Origin of the sequence: Mobilicoccus pelagius NBRC 104925, assembly GCF_000247995.1 — a bacterium.
Lineage (GTDB): Bacteria > Actinomycetota > Actinomycetes > Actinomycetales > Dermatophilaceae > Mobilicoccus > Mobilicoccus pelagius.
In genome coordinates, this window is the sequence record NZ_BAFE01000049.1 from 1 (window position 1) to 21,720 (window position 21,720).

General features: G+C 68.7%; 18 protein-coding genes. 5 read left to right on the forward strand and 13 right to left on the reverse strand.

Annotation, left to right across the window (positions count from 1 at the left end; genetic code table 11):
* The 9 genes from MOPEL_RS06840 to ychF all read right to left on the reverse strand — a co-directional run.
* A partial coding sequence (locus MOPEL_RS06840) for a phospholipase D-like domain-containing protein (protein ID WP_009482144.1) occupies positions 1-371 on the reverse strand: 371 nt, incomplete at its 3' end.
* Positions 368-4,360, reverse strand: coding sequence for an Eco57I restriction-modification methylase domain-containing protein (locus MOPEL_RS17930; protein ID WP_009482145.1), 3,993 nt, complete (start codon positions 4,358-4,360; stop codon positions 368-370). The genes MOPEL_RS17930 and MOPEL_RS06840, both read right to left, overlap by 4 nt.
* Before the next feature lie 8 nt (positions 4,361-4,368).
* Positions 4,369-4,806, reverse strand: coding sequence for a hypothetical protein (locus tag MOPEL_RS15870; RefSeq protein ID WP_009482146.1), 438 nt, complete (start codon positions 4,804-4,806; stop codon positions 4,369-4,371).
* Positions 4,803-6,677: a site-specific integrase gene (locus MOPEL_RS06855; protein ID WP_009482147.1), complete on the reverse strand. Its 1,875-nt coding sequence runs from the start codon at positions 6,675-6,677 to the stop codon at positions 4,803-4,805. Before MOPEL_RS06855 ends, MOPEL_RS15870 begins: the two co-directional genes overlap by 4 nt.
* On the reverse strand, positions 6,674-8,422 hold the full coding sequence (locus MOPEL_RS06860) for a hypothetical protein (protein WP_040633394.1): 1,749 nt from the start codon (positions 8,420-8,422) through the stop codon (positions 6,674-6,676). Before MOPEL_RS06860 ends, MOPEL_RS06855 begins: the two co-directional genes overlap by 4 nt.
* 11 nt (positions 8,423-8,433) lie before the next feature.
* Positions 8,434-9,909: a tyrosine-type recombinase/integrase gene (locus tag MOPEL_RS06865; protein ID WP_245544734.1), complete on the reverse strand. Its 1,476-nt coding sequence runs from the start codon at positions 9,907-9,909 to the stop codon at positions 8,434-8,436.
* The gene (locus tag MOPEL_RS06870; RefSeq protein ID WP_009482150.1) at positions 9,860-10,459 is read right to left on the reverse strand and encodes a hypothetical protein; all 600 of its coding nucleotides are present in this window, start codon (positions 10,457-10,459) and stop codon (positions 9,860-9,862) included. The genes MOPEL_RS06865 and MOPEL_RS06870 overlap by 50 nt, the downstream gene beginning before the upstream one ends.
* A 39-nt stretch (positions 10,460-10,498) precedes the next feature.
* Positions 10,499-11,155 (reverse strand): hypothetical protein, encoded by a 657-nt coding sequence (locus MOPEL_RS16585; RefSeq protein WP_009482151.1) that lies wholly within the window; start codon positions 11,153-11,155, stop codon positions 10,499-10,501.
* On the reverse strand, positions 11,152-12,264 hold the full coding sequence (gene ychF, locus MOPEL_RS06875) for a redox-regulated ATPase YchF (protein WP_009482152.1): 1,113 nt from the start codon (positions 12,262-12,264) through the stop codon (positions 11,152-11,154). The genes MOPEL_RS16585 and ychF overlap by 4 nt, the downstream gene beginning before the upstream one ends.
* Positions 12,265-12,897: 633 nt before the next feature.
* Between ychF and MOPEL_RS18110 the strand changes: the two genes are divergently transcribed.
* Positions 12,898-13,587, forward strand: a complete 690-nt coding sequence (locus MOPEL_RS18110) for a lipase family alpha/beta hydrolase (protein ID WP_009482154.1) — start codon at positions 12,898-12,900, stop codon at positions 13,585-13,587.
* Between the two features lie 39 nt (positions 13,588-13,626).
* Here MOPEL_RS18110 and MOPEL_RS06885 read toward each other — a convergent pair whose 3' ends face one another.
* On the reverse strand, positions 13,627-14,484 hold the full coding sequence (locus MOPEL_RS06885) for a thioesterase family protein (RefSeq protein WP_009482155.1): 858 nt from the start codon (positions 14,482-14,484) through the stop codon (positions 13,627-13,629).
* 73 nt (positions 14,485-14,557) lie between these two features.
* On the opposite strand from MOPEL_RS06885, the gene MOPEL_RS06890 reads away from it, so the two are divergent.
* Entirely contained in the window at positions 14,558-15,778 is a 1,221-nt protein-coding gene (locus tag MOPEL_RS06890; RefSeq protein ID WP_040633369.1) for a DNA recombination protein RmuC, read from the forward strand.
* A 104-nt stretch (positions 15,779-15,882) separates the two neighbouring features.
* Positions 15,883-16,875: an LLM class flavin-dependent oxidoreductase gene (locus MOPEL_RS06895; RefSeq protein WP_009482157.1), complete on the forward strand. Its 993-nt coding sequence runs from the start codon at positions 15,883-15,885 to the stop codon at positions 16,873-16,875.
* Positions 16,876-16,952: 77 nt separating this feature from the next.
* Here the strand turns inward: MOPEL_RS06895 and MOPEL_RS06900 are convergent, their stop codons facing one another.
* Positions 16,953-17,954 (reverse strand): 4-hydroxy-3-methylbut-2-enyl diphosphate reductase, encoded by a 1,002-nt coding sequence (locus MOPEL_RS06900; RefSeq protein ID WP_040633372.1) that lies wholly within the window; start codon positions 17,952-17,954, stop codon positions 16,953-16,955.
* A gap of 158 nt (positions 17,955-18,112) precedes the next feature.
* Here MOPEL_RS06900 and xseA point away from each other — a divergent pair, with 158 nt between their 5' ends.
* Both xseA and MOPEL_RS18940 read left to right on the forward strand, forming a co-directional pair.
* Complete coding sequence (xseA, locus tag MOPEL_RS06905) at positions 18,113-19,354, forward strand: exodeoxyribonuclease VII large subunit (RefSeq protein ID WP_009482159.1); 1,242 nt, start codon at positions 18,113-18,115, stop codon at positions 19,352-19,354.
* Positions 19,351-19,758 carry an exodeoxyribonuclease VII small subunit gene (locus MOPEL_RS18940; RefSeq protein WP_009482160.1) on the forward strand — a complete coding sequence of 136 codons (408 nt, stop codon included), beginning with the start codon at positions 19,351-19,353 and terminating at the stop codon, positions 19,756-19,758. The genes xseA and MOPEL_RS18940 overlap by 4 nt, the downstream gene beginning before the upstream one ends.
* A 55-nt stretch (positions 19,759-19,813) precedes the next feature.
* On the opposite strand, the gene MOPEL_RS06915 is transcribed toward MOPEL_RS18940, so the two are convergent.
* Both MOPEL_RS06915 and MOPEL_RS06920 read right to left on the reverse strand, forming a co-directional pair.
* Positions 19,814-20,482 carry a DUF4245 family protein gene (locus MOPEL_RS06915; RefSeq protein ID WP_009482161.1) on the reverse strand — a complete coding sequence of 223 codons (669 nt, stop codon included), beginning with the start codon at positions 20,480-20,482 and terminating at the stop codon, positions 19,814-19,816.
* Between the two features lie 116 nt (positions 20,483-20,598).
* Positions 20,599-21,684 (reverse strand): trans-sulfuration enzyme family protein, encoded by a 1,086-nt coding sequence (locus MOPEL_RS06920; RefSeq protein WP_009482162.1) that lies wholly within the window; start codon positions 21,682-21,684, stop codon positions 20,599-20,601.
* Positions 21,685-21,720: the final 36 nt, after the last annotated feature.

Below are 21,720 nucleotides of genomic sequence, written 5' to 3' on the forward strand. Positions count from 1 at the left end.
ATGCGGCGGGCGTCAGCGTCGGGCTGGCGGGCGAAGCCCATCGTGTCCCGCTCGGCCGCGAGCCAGGCATCGTGCTGCTCAACCGCGGCATCAATGCGCGAGTCCATCGCGGCGTCATGAGCACTTACCGCGCGGACCGCTTCCTGCTCCGGCTCGGCCCCAAGCAACAACCGCACCCGGGGTGCCTGCTCCAGCTCCCCTGCAAGCAGACCGAATCCGCCGGGGTTGATGTATGCAGTCGCGATCGCCACTGGAGGTGGGGTCACCTTGTTCTGGCGCAGCAACCGGAGCAGGTCATTCACCCGGTCAGCGACGCGGACCGGCGGTTCGTTAGCGGAGTGGTTCGTCGCGAAATCTGGCAGTTGGGTCATTGCGTCGCCCCCCGTAGAGCCTGGAGCAACGAAGACCGGTAGGACGCTGGGACTGAGTCCTTAGTCTCCTTGAAGTCGGCGAGCACGATCGCCACGTCATCAGCGCCCAGCCCGAACCCTAGGACTGCTAGCCGATCAAGCTGAACACGGATGTCCGTATCCGACATCCGAGCGAACGGCGCCGCCTTGGAAACTACGTGCCCGCCCGGCAGGTTGCGTAGCCCTCCCCGCGCAAGGAGCTCGTGAACGTAACCAGCCGCTTCGGCAATCTCCGCCTCGGACCAATCCGGAAGGGGGACGCCATTGATTATACGAGAACCAACATGGCGGTCGACAAAACGTCTCGCCCACCAGTCCGCAACTAAACTGTTGATGTATCCCAGGAGCGCCAGCTTACGACGCACTGACGTCCCTTGGGGGTGGACGATACCGTGTGAGTACCCAGTTGAGTACAGGAACCCTTGAGCTGGTAGCGCCGTAGCGATCAGCGTCCGCGAATCATCGTTTCGCGACGGAAAACGATACGTAATAAAGGGGTGATCCTCGCTCAGTACGATTTGATCACCATCTCGCACCAGACCTCTCTCCGACTGCTCTCTAGCCAGGCCCCGAACGTCATTTATGAACTTTCGGAAAGGATCATCCGCGATGGCATACTGGTCCACGTGTCGGGTCATGAGGACACACCAAGAGCCTTCGCTAAGCTTGCTCGTCGCCCCGTAACTCTTGTGCTTACCAGAGCCCGAGAAGTCCCACCGGGAAGAGTCGCTCTTACCCTCGATCCAACCGACGTCCTCTCCGCCCAGCTTTGCATGGTGACGCATCTTTGAGAAAACACTCTCGTCCTGAGGCGAATTGAACCATGGCACGACCATGTCGTCCGTCAGCTCCTGAATTTCACTGAGCGGAATACGCATCGGGCCATGTTCCACAACTTCTCGGAAGTGGCCCAGGCTAGTAGCACCGGGATAGATGGCGACCTCAGGCGGCCTCTCCCCATGGGTGCGCGTGAGGGACAGGAAGACGATAGCCGTCGATTTGTGCACGTCTTGGAACATCCAACCCCCGGTGTTCCGCGCCTCTACAACCGCGACCGAACCGCTCCGCAGCAGTGCCTGACGCAACTTCGCCCAGCCGCCCAACAGGAGCACCCCCTGGGGCATGACCACACCAAGGGAGCCGCCGCAGCGCAAGGTCGAAAGATAGCGTTCCGCGAACATCTTGGCGAAGTCGAAATGGCCAACGCCGAGCAATTCGTACCCCTTGCGGGCAACGTCTTGCAGTAACTGACGTTGCTCTTGCTCGGTCTGCTCATCAGCAGCGATATCAGGGCGGATCGCTCGAAGGTGCTCGATGTGCGCCTCGCGATCGGCCGCGGGCAACGCGTTAAGACCAGGGTCCCTAACTACCCAGAACTGCTGCGCTTCGTGTCTAACTTTATCCCAAGGTGGATTGCCGATCAGCACGTCGAACCCTGGTTCCGTGCGCAGAAACACCTCCGGGAACAAGAACGGCATGTGGGCTGGGCGCAGCAGGTTGACAACATCCACGACAGTAGGCCGTTCACCCAGCGCCAAGAGTTGCTCTTCGCTAAAGATTAGCCCGACGTCAATCTTCCCCAGTCGCGCAGCAACTGCAGCGTCGAAGACTTTGCGTGCAGGCTCAGCAGCAATAGCTGCGTCAGCGAGCAGGCGTGCACTCTCCTCAACTTCACTCATGGTAGCTTCCGAGGCATTCGCGACGTCAGCGAGCAGGGTTCGGGCCTCAGAGAGGCTGTCAGTCAGCACAGAGTCGAAGAGCCCTTCCTCTCCTGGCTTCCGCGTTGGGTTGAGTGCATCAAGCGCCTCATCAATAGTGATTATTCCAGTGAGGCTGTTGGCATGCACGAGACCGTGATCCAGGTTGCTCATGGGCAGGCCGGGCACGAAGGTGTGAATCCACAACGCGAGTCGACACAACTCAACCGCCATCAGATTGACGTCGAAACCGTAGATGCACCGCCGGGCGATCTGTCTACGCAGGAGTCCGATCTCGTCCACCTCGGACTTGGCGACGTCGTCGCTCCCGAGAGCATCCTTCGCTGCGGTTGCGAGTCGAAGTAGTTCGTCAGTGACCCCGGGGACCGTGTGTTGGGTAAGGAATCCGCGCATTAGTGCTTCGATCTTGTCGACCGCCGCGACGAGGAAGTGCCCGGACCCCATGGCGAGGTCGGCGACGCGGAAGTCGAAGAAGTCGCGCGCGGCAGCCGCCGAGTCGCCGTTGTTGAGGTGGGTCTCGATCTTGGTGAGGTGCTCATTGAGCGCTGGAGTGATGGACCGCTCTATGAGATGGTCGACGACGACCTTGGGGGTGAAGTAGGACCCGGTGGCTTTGCGTTCGCCGGAGGCGCTGTGGAAGTACACTGAGCCGGTCGGGGCGTACTCCGTGTCCCCGTCCCTGGCCGGCACCCACGCCCCTGACTTGTCGACCGTTAGCGGCTGCTCAGCCCTCGACAGCGAACTTTCGAGCAGGCCCTCGTAGATGGTGCCGAATTCGCGCACGGACAGGGACCGGAAGTCGACAGGCCCTTCCGTCCCGTCCTTGGTGGTGTCGATGAGCAGGCGCCTCAGGGCAGGCCCGAGGGCACTGTCGGGCAACTTGATCCTCGTGAAGAGGGCACCGTCGGGTGACCTGTCCGGGTCGGAGGAGAAGAGCCCACCGTTGTAAGCGGGGATCTGCCAGGCGGTGTTCCCTTGGTCAATCGCGTCCCACACCTGCACCAGGTCCAGCCACAACGTCACGGAGTCTCCGAAGTCACTGTCGGCGGTGGTGATGAGGCGTTGGGCGTTGGTCTTGAGGCTGTTCGCGTCGAAACCTTCGTTCCGGCCCGACGGAAGGAGTCCACGGTCTTCGGCGTATGCCTGGAACAGGAGCCGGAACAGGATTCGCAGTGTGACCCGGTAGGCGACCGCCAGTCCGTCGGCGTCGAGCCGCAGTTGCGCGTGCTTGGCGAGCTGGTTGGCGACCTCGACAGCGAGCGAGGGGATGATCTCTTCGTAGATCCGCTCCCGGAGTCGGTCTCCGAGCTCGGTGGCGTACCGGGTGCTCTCGGCCAGCAGTTGGTCTGTCGTGCCAGCTACGGCTAGCGCGTCTGCGGTGAAGATCAGCGGCAGGAGCCCTGCGAAGGCTGCGTCGACCGTTGACAGGTCGATCTCGAAGTAGGTCTCGGCCTGACCCTTGGAACCGACACCGACGCCGTCTCGGCCGGGGTAGAGGCGGATCTGGTCCTTGCGCAGGACCACCAGCCACGGGACCTCCTGCTGCGCAGCAACTGCTAGGCCATAGGCGACGGGAGACAGCTGGAAGCGGGGGCTCTTGGAGTCGAACTGCTCGGTGTCGTCGAGCAGCACCGCGACGGCACGTGATGCGTCGGTGGGGGTCGACAGCAGGACGGCTCCACCGGTCGCCGGCTTGGTCTTGAATCCAAGAGCGTCGATGAGCTTCTGTCCGCGGGTGCTCAGCATGGCGGCGCCGGCACGGTTGAGGGCTTCCCAGTCGTTGCGCTGAGGAACGTTCTGGGTCAGGTGATGGGTCGCGAAGAGACCGCTGTTCGTGAAGCCTGCGACAGCGGTGGAGTCGTGGGCCTTCCGGAAGCCGGCGACGCGCTCGGTCGCCGCCAGGACATCAGGTTCTTCAAGAACTGATTGGAGTTGCCGTTGCGCCTGCTCCGTCGGCATCTCGATGGGTTGCGCGAGCGGGTCTGGTCCGAAGAGATGAGTGGTCGAACCGTTGACGACTGCGACGACGAGCTGCAACTGGGTCTTGCCGCGACGCGCAGCGAACAGGTCGCGAAGTGCCTGCCGAGAGGGTGGAGTCGCTGCCCGTCCGACGGCGACTTGGACACCCCCTAGGCCGAACGGGTCGGGCCCGATGAAAACCTTGTCCGTCGTGACGCCGGCATGAGTTGCGGGGTCGCTCCAGTTGACGGTCTTGCTTGCATTCAGACGCATTGGCCAGATCAGCCTTTCGGATCGGACGGCGGCTCTTCGGCCGGTTGGACTGGTTCAGGTACCGGCCGCAGTTTCCTTGCCGGGGTGGGAGCAGCTGGGGAGCGGTTGGACTCAAGGGCCTCGACCGCGATGTGCCGCTCCAGCATCGCGATGGTCGATCTGGTCTCCCGCAGCTGCTCACGCAGGCGGCCGTTCTCCTCGGTCAGGGTCTCGACTCGTTCCTTCAGGGCCCTGACTGGTTCGGGGTCGGTGCCGTGCGTGGCGATCCGGTCGCGGAACTCAGCCTGGAGGTCCTGGTGTCGGTGGGTGAGGATCCACCGTTTGACGCCGGCTTCCTCGGCGAGGGACTTGATGGTCAGCTTGCCGTCGGAGCGGACCGGCTGACCGTCCAGCAGTCTGGTCATTGCTTCCCGGATGGTCCGGCGTTCTGGTTCGTGCTCGCTCATGACCGCCCACCCTCTTCCTGTTCGTTGCGGTGGGTCGTGACGATGGTTTCTCGCCTGTCGATCTGGGCGCGGATACGGTGTCGCAACGGTTCGGGTGTCGTTGGCGAGTCATGCTCTTCCTGCAGCGCGGCCAGCTCGGATCGGGTGGTGTTGATGTGCTCCTCGGTGCGGGCGATGTTGGCACACCGGTGGTCGCAGGCCGTCAGGTCCGGGGTGGCTGCCGTCCGCGCGGTGGTGTCCTTGCGGCACAGCGCCTTTCGGGGGTCGAAACAGCAGGCGAGGGTCTGGCCTGGGGCGTCGTAGACGCGCATGGCCGGGTTGGCCATGAGGGCCGCCGCCTGCTTGGTCGTCAGGGCCAGGCCCTCGAAACGGTCGCGGTACTCGCCGGCTGCGCCCAGGTAGCGGGCGGCAGCCGGACCGCCGACGTGCGGGTGTGCTTGAAGGTGCTCGGCGGCCCGGTGCAGGGTGTCGCTGAGGGCGAAGGCTTCTTCCATCGGGAACAGGTCTCGCAGGCCGGTCGATGCCCTGCCGCCGTACCCGTCCGTGGTGGCCGCGTGCAGGTGGCCGTACTGGACGCCGAGGGCGACCCGGCCGCCGGGGCGGCGGTAGATGAACCAGGCCAGGGTCCGGCGTAGTCGTCGCAGGTTGACCGGTCCGTCAGGGTCCTCCGGGAGGACGTCCTGGGGACGCTCCAGGTCGCTCGCGCGCTGGTTGCACCAACCGGTCAGGTGCTTGATCGCGTCGATCACCCTTCTGGACGACGGCCCGCCAGGGTCCAGGTCGGTCCCGTTCACGCGGGCCTTGAAGAGGGTGTCACTGAACAGGAGGTCACCCTCGTGCAGGCCCTCCATGACTGCGATCGCGTCCGCGACGGGCTTGATGGCGACCCAGGGGTGTTCGCGGTCGACTCCCTCGGGAAGGCTCCGGCCTTCGGCCACGGCCGCCTTGTAGGTGCGGCCTCTGATCTCGTAGCCGGCCGCAGATCTGCCGGGGGTGCTGGCCGTGGGTGTGCAGCAGCCGCGACGCAGGCCCAGGACCTCATCAGCTCGCATCCCGGTCAGGTAGGCCACGGTGATCAGGCACGCGGTGCTGACTACTCGCCGATGGGTCTCGGCCCGGTCATGGCCGAGTTCACCGCTCCAGGGCAGGGACGTCGGACCGCCCGACGCGGGACGGGGGAGACTCGGGCTCAGGCTGAGCAGGTGGAGCAGGCGTGGCGCCTCCTGGACCAGTCGCAGGCACCACACGAGCAGTGCGGACATGGTGGCCGGGTGGACGGGGATGGACTTGTTCTCCGCGGTCCATTCGCTCTTGCCGATGACGTGCTCCATGCCTTCGCGTTCCCAGAACGGTTGCCTCAACCGGGCGCTCGAGCGCATGTAGGGGCTGAGCAGCCATAGCCTGCTGAGCCCGAACAGGCGACGCGACTTGGGGTTCTGCCCGACCGGTGCCGTGGCGACCTGGGCGGCGTACTCGCGAAGGTCGTCCTCGTCGAGCTCGGCGAGAGCGCTCAGACCGCGTTCCTCGAACCAGCCGAAGAACGGTTTGAGGTCCTCGAACAGGGTTTTCAGTGTGGAGGGCGCGAGCCGTTTCCGGGCACTGGCTGGCCGGTCGAGCTGCTCCAGCGGGGTGTCCATCGTCAGCAGCAGGTAGAAGAAGTGTTTCAGATCGGCGCGTAACGCTTCGGGACAGTGGGTGAAGTGCAGCCGGATCCACCGGGTGGTCGGTCGCGGGCACAACGGGCTCAGGTCCCAGACCTCGTCCCCGAAGACCGAGCCGCCGGGAACGACCGTGGCCCCGGCAGCCGGAAGCGATGGAATGCAACGGGCCGGGAACCCACCCAGGCGGTCCGGGGCTGCTGCTGTCGTCATGCGTCCAGGTCCCGTCGCAGAAGCCGTTCGATCACTGCCAGGTCGGCGTCGGTGGCCTCGTCACGGGCGGTGGCTCGCTCGGCGGGGGTGGTGCTGGACTCGAGCAGGTGTTGCAGCCGGTCCAGGTGCTGCCGGTAGCGGGCGTCGAAGCGGGCAGGGTCGACCGAGGCAAGGTTGTCCAGCGCCTCATCCAGCAGGATTAGCCGGGGGAGGTGCGCGGGCGTGGCGACCGCGTTCGGGCAGGCCATGCACATCAGGAAGGAGGCGGTGCAGGGCTCTCCGTCCGGGGTGAACGGGCTGTGGTTGAAGTCCAGGCACGCCGTCGCCGCGGTGTCCAGACTGCCGGAGCGGACGGCGTCGGCCGTCTGCGCCGGCAGGCCCAGGTCCTGCACAGGCGCGTAGCGCAGCCGCACCGTGTCTGTGGCGTGCTCGACGGCCGCCGCCTGGCCTTCCAGGATCACGCCCTGGTGAAGGTGCGCGGTCAGGGGGTCCGGTCGACGGTAGACGTCCTCACTGACCGCGGCGGAGTTCTGGCTGGACCTGCGGTTGATGACCTGCTCGGACAGGCGCAGACGCCCGAAATGCAGGTGCAGCAGGCCCCCGTCGTCATCCCGCAGGTCAGCGAGCTGGTCCCACCGGCACACTGTGCCGCCCTTGGTGAAGCCACTCGTGACGAACCACCTGGTGGCGTGGTCGGTGGCCCCGCTCGAGGAACCGGCGATCAGCAGCCGGTCCGTGGCATGTCCCAGGTTCTCCATGCACTCCCGGGCCGGTGCGGTGATCGTCAGCGCGGTGCGCAAGGTCCGGGCGTGAGCCCCGGAGAAAGAGTTGGTGAAGTACCTGCGGTGTCCCCGCCTCGGCTTGTCCAGGTGCGAGACCAGCACCTCGTCCCGCCCGGGTTCGGAGCCAAGGTCGGGCACCACCATCGACTCCAAGGTCGACAGGTTGTACCCGCGGTCGCACACCAGCGCTGCCATGATCGACAACACCTCCACCCTGGTCGGGAAGAGGGCGTAGGTGGGGTGCAAATCCCCGGTGCCCAGGACGGTAGCGGCGTGCATGGAAGCCTCGTGCTGGCCTCGGCCGAACCGCAGCCGCCCGTCCTGCACGAGCCGATCAAGTAGGGCTCCCCGGGACAGGTTGATCCCGCCATAGGAAACACGGGGACCGTCGTCAAGCCGCCCCTCACGGTGGCGCTCGAGCGCGGCGACGTTCGCCGAGATCCTCGCCTCGCACACCCGGGCCAGCTCGCCGGCGCGGCGGCGGATGGCCTCGAACTCGGCGACTGAGTAGGAGTCGTACAGCCTCTTGCGTGGTTTGTGGGTCCGCTGGGCAAGGGCGCGTCTGGCCAGGGCGCCGACCTCAGGTACCTCCTTGAGCAGGACCCGCATGATGTTCACCTGACCAGGCCACCGGTTACGGGCCTCCCGGTCACCACGCCAGGTCCACCAATGCTCCGGGGCGAAGTCGCTCAACGTGGCGATGTTGATCCCCAGCGGTTCCAGGCTGCGCAGGAACGCCAACGAGGTGCGGTGCGCCGTGTTCATCGACGTAGCTGAGCGCCACCTGCCGTCCGGTCCGGTGGCCGCGGCGAACGCGTCGACCAGCTGCTTGCGTACCTGCCCGTGGGCTGGGGCCACGCTGAAGTCGAACGGGCCGGCCTCCTGCCCGTCCGTGCCGATGACGGACACCACCAACCCGGTCGGGTCCAACCGTTCGGGGCGGCGATAGCCCGCTGCTGGCATCGACACCGGCGTCACCCTCGGCCACCCCCGCCGTCGTTGACCAGGCCGGTCGCGGCCAGATGCCGCTGCACGAAGTCGGTGAACTCCTGCTCGCTCCCCGTGGAGTCCCCGGCGTTGAGGAACAGGTCGACCTGCAGACCCGAGACCGGCTCCAGGTAAATGTCCCGGGTCGTCTGAGGGTTCGTGTGCCCCAGCAAGGTCTGCACCAGGATCCACGGGTCGCCGAACAGCATCCGGTAGTCCCTACGCTCCTCCGGCGTCAGGCCCATCCGCCGGTCGAACGCGTGCAGCAACGTGACCAGCATCCGTAGCGCGAACGAGTGGCGCAGCATGTGCGGGTAGCAGGAGACCGGGACTCCCAGTTGGGAGCACCGCCGGTTGGCGGTCGAGAAGACCGCCTCCCAGGACTCGTACCGCATCGGCAGCCCCGAGTCGCCCAGGAACAGCGTGGCCGGTGCGAGCCCTGCCTCCTCCTGGACGAACAGACGGGCGCGGTCGCGCCAGTCGAGCTGGTCCAGGGTGGTCGTTCGAACCTGTCCGTCCCCGTCCCGCACCCGGAGGCCCGAACGGTCCTGGCCGACCACGACTTGACGGCCCGGCATGTCTTCGTAGCGACCCTCACGTCGAGCTCGGGACACCGCCTCGGCCCTGGTGGAGAGCACATAGGCCTCCAGCTGTCGACGCGCGGAGGCGGACAACCAGAAGTCCCGGCCCCGTCCCTTGGCGACGCCAGCACCTACCCTTGCCCGCAGGAACTGGCCGGGGTTATCGACGGCGGGCAGCTCCTGCACCAACAACGTGCCGGCCTCCCTCAGCCGCAACCCGCTGGACCAGAGCAGGTCGGCGAAAGCCAGGTTGCGTCCATCGTTGCGCCCGCGCCAGGAGCGGTCGGCCGAGCCATCTGGCAGCCGGCCGGCAAGGCCCACGTCCCGCCACTGCCGGTACGCGCCCGGTGTTATCCACTTCACCCGGACAGGCCTAGCATCGCGGGGCCGCAACGAACGCGAGCCGGCACCCCCAGCAGAAGCGACTTCATCGGCGGCCGGGTCGCTGGCGGTCACACCATGCTTGTGCTGCCAGGCGAAGAACTTCTTGCACGCCGCAAGCTCACGACTGAACTTCGCCCCGGAGACTCGGTGCTCGTTGTCCGGATCGCGCCGACGCCAGTACTCAAAATCCAGAAGATCAGAAGGCGTCGCCTCCCTCCACGGCCTTCCCTGCGACTCCAGGAAACTCAAGAAGAGACGCAGATCCTTGGCGTAGGACAACTGGGTCTGCTCCGAGAGCAACTTGTAGCTCGCCGACGCGAAGAAGGCCAGCACGTCGACGTCGGGCGCGCCGTCCGGTCGGAGCAGGAAGGGCTGCCCCGGACCCAAACCTGCTGATCGCTCCCTCGCGACGAGCTCAGCCGCCCCCGAAGTGCTCACCCCGTGTCCCTCAAGCAGCGAGCGGCCCAGCCTCCACATCACCGGGGTCGAGCTCGACATGGCCACACACTACCCCGCAACACCCCCACTTTCGGGGGAAGGGTGGGTCGATGTAGATGAGGTCGACCGACTCTCGATGCGTGTAGGTCAGCATCTCGAGGGCGTGGAAGTTCTCGGAGTTGACCACCGTATGGAACGGCTTGCCCTCAGCGTGCTCGACACGATCAGTCTCGATGAGGCCGGGATAGATGCGGTCGCGGAACTCGGCCACGGCCACGAGAACCTCGCATAGCACGACTTGACTCTCGGGCTCGTCGGAGCCGAGCTCACTCAGATGGGCCAGGCGAACTCCGTCGGCCTTCTCGATTCGGTCGACGCGCCAGAGGCGGTGATCACGCGCCCCCGACGATCCACGGGGTGGAAGCACTCGTACCTTGTCGCCGCGACGCACCGGCTTGCCGGGCAGCTCGACAGCCTCGGGCTGATGCTGCTCGAAGACGAGACCGAACGTGCGACGTTTGGTGAGCGCGGCGATCTCGGCTTCCAGATCAGCACCGAGTTGCGGATCGGCCTTGCGTGCCTGCCGCAGCAGCTCCGTCAGTCTCGACAATGGTGTGCCCTCCTCGCCCGCACCGATGCGACCTAGCGCTTACTTCTTACTCCCAGACGGAATCCCTGTACGGAATTCCACGAGGCCCGCGTCAAACTTCTCTGTCAACCGTCGGATGAAGTCGGCCCATGAACGAACTCCGCCGAGGCTCAACCCCCCTGGCGTGGTTCCTCGATGGACAATCTCGCCGCGCACCTCCACAAGGGTCGAGATGTCTTTCCGTACGGCTGCATTCGACTTCTTCTGCCACCGGATTGCTCGCAGTGGACTGTACCCCAGGACCTGGTTGTAGAGCCCTTCGACGCCTGAAACGCTCGCGGTGTTGAACCCGAACCGCCCTTGCGCGTCTCCTTCAAGGCGGGAACGCACAAGTCCAAGCACAGCGGCACGCCACGAGTCACCGACGAACGCCCATGGGTCACCGTTCTGATCCGCCACCCACGTACGCAGCGCTTCAGGAAGGTCCTCGGGCGATCGGTTGTCGAGCAGCCAGCTCACAGACTCGAGCAGCGCCTCTTCAACATAGACCTCCCACGCCGTGTAACAGAGGGCGGTGCCAGCCCTGAGCAAAGGCCCGTAGCCTGGCCCCGGAGGCTTCCCAGGTTTCGGGTCCTTCTGAGCCGGATGATGGTCGAGGAGGGAAGCGACATCCTCGAGGAGGCTCCTCGCCGAATCGAGCGCAGGAGGCTGGCTCACTTCTTGCCGCTAGAGGTTAATCCGCTACGGAACTCCACGACGTCGCCGTCCTGCATGACGTACTCCTTGCCCTCCATGCGGACCTTGCCGGCGGACTTGGCCTCGGCCATGGAGCCGGCGGCGACGAGGTCGTCGTAGGAGACGATCTCGGCCTTGATGAAGCCCTTCTGGAAGTCGGTGTGGATGACGCCGGCGGCCTGGGGTGCGGTCCAGCCCTGGCGGATCGTCCAGGCGCGCGACTCCTTGGGCCCGGCCGTGAGGTAGGTCTGCAGGCCCAGGGTGCGGAAGCCCTTGTCCGCGAGCTGGTCCAGACCGCGCTCGGTGATCCCGACGGACTCGAGCAGCTCGGCGGCCTCGTCGTCGTCGAGCTCGGCGACCTCGGACTCGAGCTTGGCGTTGAGGAAGATCGCCTCGGCCGGTGCGACGAGCGACTGCAGCCTGGCCTGCAGGTCGGTGTCGGTGAGCTGGTCCTCGTCGACGTTGAACACGTAGAGGAACGGCTTCGTGGTCATGAGCCCGAGCTCGCGCAGGAGGCCCACGTCGACGCCCTGCTTGGCGAGGTCGTCGGCCTTCGCGAAGAGGGTGTCACCCGCCTCGAGCGTCCTCTGCGCCGCGACCGCGGCGTCGAGGACGGCCTTGTCCACCTTCTTGCCCTTGACCTCCTTCTCGAGGCGGGGCACCGCCTTCTCGAGGGTCTGCAGGTCGGCGAGGATGAGTTCGGTGTTGATCGTCTCCATGTCGGAGGCCGGGTCGATCTTGCCGTCGACGTGCGTGACGTCGTCGTCGTCGAACGCGCGCACGACCTGGCAGATGGCGTCGGCCTCGCGGATGTTCGCGAGGAACTTGTTGCCCAGGCCCTCACCCGTGGAGGCACCGCGGACGATGCCCGCGATGTCGACGAAACTCACCGTCGCGGGCAGGATCTTCTCGCTGCCGAACATCTCGGCGAGCGTGTCGAGCCGCGGATCGGGCAGCGGCACCACCCCGACGTTCGGTTCGATCGTCGCGAACGGGTAGTTCGCGGCGAGCACGTTGTTCTTCGTCAAGGCGTTGAACATGGTGCTCTTGCCGACGTTGGGGAGACCGACGATTCCGATGGTGAGTGCCACGGGGCCGGAGTCTATCGGCTCCGACGCACTCCTCCGGGAGCGCACCGCGGCCGCGGCGCCCGACGAGGAACCCGTGCACGGATGCCAACGGAACCGCAGGCGATCCGCACGCATGACCACCGGTCCTGACGGAGGCACCCAGGCGGGCCTAGCCTGCGGTCGTTCTTACCTGCGAGTAACGAGGCTCGCAGGTGCCACCGAGGAGAACCCCATGACCATGCGTCGCCTCACCGTCGCGGCCGCTGCCGCTCTCACCGTCACCCTCGTCGCCCCGCTCCCGGCGCTGGCCGCCGACACCACCCCGGCGCCCACCACGACCCCCGCGCCCACCGCCACGACTACTGCGCCGAGCGCCACGACCGACACCCCCACGACCACCACGGCGCCCGCTGCCACAGCCACCACCCCCACCGAGGTCTCCGACCCGGTCATGTCACCCCACAGCCCCCGCGGCGTGCCGTCCGGACCGGAGGGGCGCCCCTTCCTCACCTGGCCGCTCGCCTCCGCGCACTCCAAGCTCTACCCCGGTTCCCGGCCCATGGGCACCAACGACTGGTCCTGCCGCCCCACTCCCGGCACCCGCCCCGTGGTCCTCATTCCGGGCACCGGCGAGGACGCTTCGCCACCTGGTCGATGTACGCGCCCCGACTCGAGCTCGCCGGCCTGTGCGTCTACACGTTCAACGTCAACCCGGTGACCAACCCCCTCGACGAGGCGAAGCCGTTCTCCGGGCACATCCGCAGCTCGGCGATGTTCCTCGGTACGTTCGTCGACCGGGTCCTCGCGAGCACCGGCGCCGAGAAGGTCGATCTCCTCGGCCACTCTCAGGGTGGCGGGCCCCTCCCCCGCGCCTACATCAAGTACGAAGGTGGGGCGTCGAAGGTCGGGCGGCTCGTCGGTCTCGTCCCCTCCAACCACGGCACCACGGTCTACGGCCTGCAGACGTTGCTCGCGAAGGAGGGGACCGCCTCCAATTGGCTTCTCACCACGAACGCACGGCTGCACAACAACCACGCCCTGCCCGAGCAGCTCGTCGGGTCGCCGTTCCTCACGGATCTCAACGAGGGCGGGATGACGCAGCCGGGTGTCGAATACACCGTCATCACCACCCGCTACGACGACGTGGTCACGCCGTACACGAACGCGTTCATCCACGAGCCCGGCGTGAAGAACATCGTCATGCAGGACCTGTGCCGCCTCGACCACACCGACCACTTCGGGTTCACCTACGACCCGGTCGCCCTACAGGTCGTGCTCAACGTGCTGCGGCCCGAGAAGGCCACGCCTCCGACCTGTGTGTACGTGCCCGGCTACGTGCAGTGACCCCGGATCCCCGCCCGCTCGAGGGGTCATGGCGACACCTCAGGCGGGCGGGGTCCACCCCTGCGGGATGCGGACGCTGCACAGCTGCCGCGACTGCGCGACGAGCACGCCGCGCGAGTCCCAGATGAGGGCGTCCTCCTCCATGAGGCCGCCGGTGAGGGTCGCCGACCGCGTCTGCATCTGCAGCCAGCCCGGAGCCGGACGGCCGCGCACGTGACCGCTGAACTCCAGCGTCGGCGCCCACCCGCCGATGCCGAGGTCGAACGACACCGGCGGCATCGCGTCGAGGAAGAACAGGAGCGACATGGGGTCGGCGTCGCGCCCGTCGGCGAACCGGATCCACGCCCGCATCTCGCCGCGGCCGGACGGTCGGCCGAGGGCCCACCCGGTCGTCGCGGGGTCGAGCCGCAGGTCGAGGCGGTGCATGAGCGGCGGGACGTCCATCGGCCCCATGGTGCGGGCCTTCGCCGCGTCGACGCACTCGTCCGGGCCGGGCATCGCCGGCGCCTCGACGCTGCGCCGCACCGGTGAGGCCACGTCGAGATCCCCGTACGTCGCGAGCGCCCGCATGCGTTCCTGCACAGCACCGTCGGCGCCGGTCTGGGTGATGACGGCCTCCGCGGTCGAGAACGTACGCCCCCGCCGCAGCACCTCGGTGTCGACGCGCATCTCGCCGTCCGCACTGGCCGAGAGGAAGTGCGCGGAGAACGCGAGCGGGTCGGCGTGCGGCGTCTCCCCCTCGCCGAGGACGCGGGTGATCGCGTCGGCCGCGAGCGCCATGACGACGCCGCCGTTGACGGCCGGGCCGATCGCCCAGTCGTGGGAGAACCGCCCCGTGAACGCGCCGGGGGTGTCGGTCTCGGCGAGCTGCGTCGCCGTGTCGAATTCGAAGGCCATGGAGCGCAGGTCTACCAGAGCGGAACCGCGGGTCGGTGAAGGATTGTCGGTGGCGGCTGCCACAGTGCCTCCCATGGAGACCTCGCAGCTCACCGTGCCGCTCGTCGCCCTCCTCGTGGGGGTGTGCCTCGGTGCCGTGCTCGCGTGGCTCGCCGTGCGGTCGCGGTACGTCGCGCCGCTCGCGGCCCTCGGCGCGGAGCGCGACGTGTTGCGTCAACGCGTCGAGGAGCTGCGTCGTCAGGAGGACGACGACGAGGCCGTCATGGCGGCGATCGCGCCCGTCACGAGTGCTCTCGCGCGGGTGGAGCGGCAGGTCGGCGTCCTCGAACGCGACCGGGTCGAGCAGTTCGGGCGACTCGGTGAACGTCTCGGAGAGGTCGCCCGCAGCACCCGCGCGCTCCAGCAGGAGACCTCGACGCTCGCGAGTTCACTCAACTCCTCCACGACCCGCGGCATGTGGGGCGAGGTGCAACTCCGTCGTCTCCTCGAACACGCGGGGCTGCTCGCCCGGTGCGACTTCCAGGAGCAGGCCCCGGGCGAGAACGGGCAGGGGCGGGCGGTGCGTCCGGACGTCGTCGTGCGGTTGCCCGGAGGCAAGTCCATCGTCGTCGACTCCAAGGCGCCGCTCACCGCGTTCCTCTCCGCCCAGAGCCCCGAGCACGACGAGGCCCGCAAGAAGCAGCTGCTCGGCGCGCACGCCGCCTCCCTGCGGGGCCACGTCGAGACGCTCGCGAAGAAGGAGTACTGGACGGCGTTCGCGCCCTCCCCCGAGATGGTCGTGTGCTTCGTCCCGGCCGACGCCGTGCTCGCCGCCGCGCTCGAGGCCGATCCGGCGCTGTTCGACCACGCGATGAGCCGACGCGTCGTCCTCGCCTCCCCCGCCACGTTGCTCGCGCTCCTGCGCACGGTGGCGCACACGTGGCAGCAGGAGGCGCTCACCGAGAACGCTCGCGAACTCCTCGACCTCGGCCGGGAGCTCTACGACCGCCTCGGCACGCTCGGCGGCCACGTGGGCAAGGTCGGCGGCTCACTGCGGCGAAGTGTCGACGCCTACAACGCGATGGTCGGCGCGCTCGAATCACGCGTGTTCGTCACAGCCCGGCGCATGCACGACCTCGGCCTCACCCACGACGAGCCCGTGACCCTCCCCGTCGTCGACGTCGCCCCCCGCCCGCTCACGAGCGCCGAACTCCTCGACCACGTCGACGACGGGCCCGCCCTCCGCGACGCCGCCGCGCTCCGCGCCGAGCGCAGCCTGCCCGGCGCCGTCCGCCGCGACGAGGAGACCGCCTGAACGACACCGCCACGCACCCTCCCCGGCGAGGCGTCGGAGCGTGGGAGGAACACGGGACGTGCCATCGGTGTTGAGGGAGGGACACCCACCCCCGACGGAGGACAGTGAGCACCGTGCGTCTCTCCCTGCTCGATTTCGCCAGCAAGCACGACGGTCAGACGGCCGCCGAAGCCCTCGCCGCGTCGGTCGCCCTCGCCCAACGTGCCGAGGCGAGCGGCCGGTTCGAGCGCATCTGGTACACCGAACACCACAACATGCCCTCCATCGTCAGCTCGTCTCCGGCGGTGCTCATCGCGCACGTCGCGGCGAACACGTCGGCGATCCGGCTCGGCGCAGGCGGCGTCATGTTGCCCAACCACTCCCCGCTCGTCATCGCCGAACAGTTCGGCACCCTCGCCGAGCTGCACCCCGGCCGGATCGACCTCGGCCTCGGCCGCGCACCCGGCACCGACCAGGTCACGTGGCGTGCGTTGCGCCGCGACCCGCGCGCGTCCGACCAATTCCCCGAGGACGTCGAGGAGCTCCGCGGCTACCTCGCCGGCGAGAGCCTCGTCCACACGGTCGACGCCTACCCCGGCTCGGGCACGCGGGTGCCGCTCTACATCCTCGGGTCGTCGATGTTCGGCGCACGTCTCGCCGCCCGCCTCGGCCTGCCGTACTCCTTCGCGAGTCACTTCTCCCCCGCCGCGTTGCAGCCCGCCGTGGCCGCCTACCGGGCGGAGTACACGCCGTCGGAGGACTTCCCCACCCCGTACGTCATCGCCGGCGCCAACGCCGTCGCGGGCACGACGCTCGAGGACGCCCGCCGGCGCCACGAGACCGTGCTGCGCGGCCGCGTCACGAGCATGGTCAGGCAGAACCCGCAGTTCCGCGGACGCGAGCTGACCGAGGCCGACGTCGACGCACTGATGACGTCCCCGCTCGCCGACCAGGCGCGCACGATGCTCATGTACACGGCCGTGGGCACCACCGACGACCTGCGTACCTACCTCGAGGACTTCGCGCAGAAGGCGGATGCCGACGAGATCATGGTCGCCCTCCACGGCTCGACGACCGAGGAGCAGATGACGACCCTCGACGCCCTCGCCGCCGTCTGACGACGGCCCACGACGCCACGAACGACACCGGCCCGTCACCCTCGAAGGGGTGACGGGCCGGTGTCGCGTATGGGGACTCAGCGCAGCGAGGCGCCCGCGTCGGACTTGACCTTGCTGTCGAACGGGACGCCGCGGGCCTTGAGGTCCTTGCGCAGATCGGCGGGCAGCGCGAAGAGCAGGCTCTCCTCCGCGGCGACGACGGGCTCGACCGTGCCGTATCCCCGCTCGGCGAGGGAATCGAGGACGTCGTTGACGAGGATCTCCGGCACCGAGGCGCCGCTGCTCACGCCGACGGTGCTCACACCGTCGAACCAGGCGTCGTCGATCTCGTCGGCGTAGTCGACGAGATGTCCCGCCTTGGCGCCGTGTTCGAGGGCGACCTCGACGAGCCGTACCGAGTTGGAGGAGTTGCGGGAGCCGACGACGATCATGAGGTCGACCCGCGACGCCAAGGCCCGCACCGCACCCTGGCGGTTCTGGGTGGCGTAGCAGATGTCGTCGCTCGGCGGGTCCTGAAGGTGGGGGAACCGCTCCTTGAGGCGGCGCACCGTCTCCATCGTCTCGTCGACGCTCAACGTCGTCTGCGACAGCCAGACGACCTTCTCCGGGTCGCGCACCTCGACGTTGTCGACGTCGTCGGGGCCGTCGACGAGCGTGATGTGCTCGGGGGCCTCACCCGCCGTGCCGACGACCTCCTCGTGGCCCTCGTGGCCGATGAGGAGGATGTCGTAGTCGTCGCCGGCGAACCGCTTGGCCTCGCGGTGCACCTTCGTGACGAGCGGGCACGTCGCGTCGATCGCGCGCAGCGACCGCTCCTGCGCCTCGTCGTGGACGGTGGGGGCCACGCCGTGCGCGGAGAAGACGACGGTGGCGCCCTCGGGCACCTCGTCGGTCTCCTCGACGAAGATCGCACCACGCCGTTCGAGCACGGCGACGACGTGCTTGTTGTGCACGATCTGCTTGCGCACGTACACGGGGGCGCCGTACACCTCGAGAGCCTTCTCCACGGTGACGACCGCCCGGTCGACGCCCGCGCAGTAGCCGCGCGGGGATGCCAGGAGCACTCGCTTGTCGTTCATCGTCTCGTCAGTCACGCCCCCATCCTAGAGACGCCGCCCGAACCTCGGCTGGATGCCGCCCCGCCCCGGCGCCCGCGGCGAATCCCCGGATCGGGTACGCCTCGTCGCCGCGGTCTCACCTCCGGCCCCACTGGAGATGCGCTGGCATACTGGCGCAGGTGAGCGAGCCCCTGCCCGCGAAGGCGGCCGAGACGACCGCCGAACGCCCCTGGCCGCTTCGGCTCCTCTCGATGAAGATCACCGACTACGTCGACAGGATGTCGCCGGTGTGGATCGAGGGGCAGATCGTCCAGCTCAACCGGCGCCCCGGCTCCCGCACGTGCTTCGTCACCCTCCGCGACGCCGACGTCGACATGTCGATGACGGTCACCGTGCCCACCGTCGTCCTCGACCGGATGCCGATCACCGAGGGCAGCCGCGTCGTCACCCACGCGAAGCCGGCGTTCTGGAGCAAGCGCGGCTCGATGCAGCTCGAGGCCCGCGACATGCGGCCCGTCGGTGAGGGCGAACTCCTCGCCCGCCTCGAACACCTCAAGCGCACGCTCGCCGCCGAAGGCCTCTTCGCGATGGATCGCAAGCGTCCCCTCCCGTTCCTCCCGCAACGCGTCGGACTCGTCTGCGGCCGCGCGAGCGCCGCGATGCGGGACGTCCTCGAGGTCGCCCGCCGCCGCTGGCCCGCGGTCGAGTTCGAGGTGCGGGAGGTGCCCGTCCAGGGCGCCGACGCCGTCCTCGCCGTCACCCGCACGGTGCAGGAACTCGACGCGCTCCCCCACGTCGACGTCATCGTCGTCACCCGCGGTGGGGGCTCGTTCGAGGACCTTCTGCCGTTCAGCAACGAGTCCCTCGTCCGTGCTGTCGCGGAGACCCGCACACCCGTCGTCAGCGCGATCGGTCACGAGGTCGACACACCCCTGCTCGACTTCGTCGCCGACGTACGCGCATCGACGCCGACGGACGCGGCGAAGCGCATCGTCCCCGACGTCGAGGTCGAACGCGCCGGCATCGCCCAGCTCGCGGGTCGCGCGCAGGGCGCCCTCGCCGGACGTATCGCGGGCGAACGCCGGCACCTCGTCGTCCTGCGTTCACGCCCGGTGCTCACCGATCCCCACGCCACCCTCGCCCCGCACCGTGAGGCCCTCGCCCGCCACCGCGACCGTGGCGAACGGGCCCTCACCCGCCGCCTCGACCGGGAGCGGGGCCGCATCGACGCGCTCGCCGGGCAGCTGCGGGCGCTGTCGCCGCAGGGGACGCTCGACCGGGGGTACGCGATCGTCCTGCACGCCGACGGACGCCTGGTCACCGACCGCGAGGACGTCGACGCCGACGAGATCCTCCGCGTCAAGGTCGCGCGAGGAGACTTCGGGGTCCGCCCCGTGACGAGAAGAGAGGCACGCTCATGACCGACGCCCAGGACGGCACCGACGCCGTCGAGACCACCGACGCCGCCGTCGTCGTCGACGCCACGGCGGAGGTCGTCGCCGAGGAGACCGACGTCGAGGAGACCGACGCCGACGACGTGATCTCGGAGGAGGCGCAGCCCAAGAAGGCCGGCCGGGCGAAGGGCGGTGCCCGACGCGGACGCACGACGCCGCAGCAGAGCGCCCGGCCCGACGTCTCGCACCTCTCCTACGAGGAGGCGCGCGACAAGCTCGTCGAGACCGTGTCGCGGCTCGAGTCCGGCCAGGCGGACCTCGAGGCGAGCGTGGCCCTGTGGGAACTCGGCGAGGCCCTCGCGGCCCACTGCACCGCGGCCCTCGACCGGGCCGAGGCCCGACTCGATCGCGCCCGCGACGCGCAGGACTGACCCGAGGAGCGGCGGCGGGTGACTCGCCCGGCGGTGACGGCGGAAGACCTTCCCGTCAGCGGCGGTACGGCTGGAGCGAACCCGCGACGGATTCGAGCGTCGCGTAGTCGGCGAGGCCCGAGACGACCGTCGTCATGTCGTCCTTCTTGCCGAGCAGCCCCCGACGGGCGGGGTCGCCACCGGTCGTGAACCGCGTCCACGTCTCCCCACCGACGGTGCTCGTGCCGTCCTCGCGGCCGTTGGAGAGGGCGTCCTCACGCCACGTCTGCGCGGCCGCGGCCGGGGTGTCGGCCGGGATCTGCTGGACGGCGACGAAGGCCTTGTCGTCGTCGGTGCGCGTGTAACCGGCGTACCAGCTCGTCGGTTCGCTGCCGCGACGCACGCTCGTCGCCTTCCACGGCTTGCCGGGCTCGCCGAGCTGCGGGATCCACACGGTCGTGCCGGACTCCTCGGCGAGCTGACGCGCGACGGGCGTGACGTCGACGGGCGGCTGTGTCACGGAGTCCGGGCGCGGCACGATCGCGAAAATGACGAAGAGCAGCGCCCCCACGGCCGCCGTCGAGAGCAGGAGGCTGCGCCAGTTGCCGCGTCCACGGGGACGCGCGGCCGGAGCCTGGCCGGCTGCCGTCGCCCCGTGGCCGGTGGTCGCACCGTGACCCGCGGGGCCCGACCCGTCGTTCGGGGGGCCGGCGGGCGTCGGGGAGGAGGGGGCGGCAGACGTCATGGCGCCCATTCTGGCCCATTGCCGCCGTCGATCCCGACGACGGCTGCCGCGGGCCGATGCCCCGCCCTCCCCGTCGCCCACCGCCCGTCTCGCCGACGAGAATGCGCGTCACGCCGTCACGCGGTCGCGACGCCGTCGAGGGCGGCGGAAAGGTCGCGCCACAGGTCCTCGACGTCCTCGATCCCCACCGACAGTCGGAGCAGGCCCTCGGGGACGATGTCGGGCTCCGAGGGGTACCGGCGGCGGCGTTCGATCTGTGACTCGACGCCGCCGAGGCTCGTCGAGTGGACCCAGAGCCGCGTCGCGGTGCAGACGCGTTCGGCGAACTCCGCTCCCCCGCGGACGTCGACGGCGAGCATCGCGCCGGAGCCGGGGTAGCGCACCCGCTCGATCGCGGGGTGCTCCCCGAGGCGCGAGGCGAGGACGGCGGCAGTCGTCGACGCGCGTTCGACCCGGAGCGCGAGGGTCCGCAGCCCCCGGAGCGCGAGCCACACCTCCATCGGCCCGGGCACGGCACCGTGGAGGTGGCGGTGATGGTGGAACGCGTCGTACAGGCCGCGACCGCGTTCGTCGTCCCCGGTGACGAGGATCCCGAGGACGACGTCGCTGTGCCCGGCGAGGTACTTCGTCGCCGAGTGGAGGACGACGTCGGCACCCATCGTCAGGGGGCGGGCGAGGATCGGGGTGGGGAAGGTGTTGTCGACGACGCTCGTCGCGCCTGCAGCGCGCGCCGCCGCGAGGAGACGGGGCAGGTCGGCGACCTCCATGAGCGGGTTGCCCGGGGACTCGAGCCAGACGAGGTCGGCCCCGACGAGGGCCTCCTCGACGGCTGCGACGTCGGTGAGGTCGACCTCCCGCAGCGCGATCCGCCCGTCCGCCGACGCCTCGCGGAGCAGGCCGAGGACGCCCATGTAGGCGCTGCGCGGGGCGACGACGACGCCACCCGCCGGCACCGTCGCGAGTACGGCCGAGGCCGCCGCCATCCCCGAGGAGAGGACGAGCGCCCGCCCCTCCTCGAGCGCCCCCACCGCCTCCTCGAACGGCGCGAACGCCGGGCTCGACTCACGGGCGTACGTGTGCTCCCCACCGTGCGCGAACGTCGAGGTGAGGACGACCGGGGGATTCACGGGCTCCCCCGGCGCGTGCGGCCGCCCGGCATGGACGCAGTGGGTGGCGGGGGCGAGAGGATCCGGCGTCGTCATGCCGTCATCCTCCCCCGCGCCCGGACCTCACCGGCA

Excerpts from the sequence above, each read along its gene's own strand:
- MOPEL_RS06900 (WP_040633372.1), bottom strand. The coding sequence starts at position 17,954 with ATGAACGACAAGCGAGTGCTCCTGGCATCCCCGCGCGGCTACTGCGCG.
- MOPEL_RS06915 (WP_009482161.1), bottom strand. The coding sequence starts at position 20,482 with ATGACGTCTGCCGCCCCCTCCTCCCCGACGCCCGCCGGCCCCCCGAAC.
- MOPEL_RS15870 (WP_009482146.1), bottom strand. The coding sequence starts at position 4,806 with ATGAGCGAGCACGAACCAGAACGCCGGACCATCCGGGAAGCAATGACC.
- MOPEL_RS18110 (WP_009482154.1), top strand. The coding sequence starts at position 12,898 with ATGTACGCGCCCCGACTCGAGCTCGCCGGCCTGTGCGTCTACACGTTC.
- MOPEL_RS06890 (WP_040633369.1), top strand. The coding sequence starts at position 14,558 with ATGGAGACCTCGCAGCTCACCGTGCCGCTCGTCGCCCTCCTCGTGGGG.
- MOPEL_RS18940 (WP_009482160.1), top strand. The coding sequence starts at position 19,351 with ATGACCGACGCCCAGGACGGCACCGACGCCGTCGAGACCACCGACGCC.
- MOPEL_RS06865 (WP_245544734.1), bottom strand. The coding sequence starts at position 9,909 with ATGTCGAGCTCGACCCCGGTGATGTGGAGGCTGGGCCGCTCGCTGCTT.
- MOPEL_RS17930 (WP_009482145.1), bottom strand. The coding sequence starts at position 4,360 with ATGCGTCTGAATGCAAGCAAGACCGTCAACTGGAGCGACCCCGCAACT.
- MOPEL_RS06855 (WP_009482147.1), bottom strand. The coding sequence starts at position 6,677 with ATGACGACAGCAGCAGCCCCGGACCGCCTGGGTGGGTTCCCGGCCCGT.
- MOPEL_RS06885 (WP_009482155.1), bottom strand. The coding sequence starts at position 14,484 with ATGGCCTTCGAATTCGACACGGCGACGCAGCTCGCCGAGACCGACACC.
- MOPEL_RS06920 (WP_009482162.1), bottom strand. The coding sequence starts at position 21,684 with ATGACGACGCCGGATCCTCTCGCCCCCGCCACCCACTGCGTCCATGCC.
- MOPEL_RS06860 (WP_040633394.1), bottom strand. The coding sequence starts at position 8,422 with ATGCCAGCAGCGGGCTATCGCCGCCCCGAACGGTTGGACCCGACCGGG.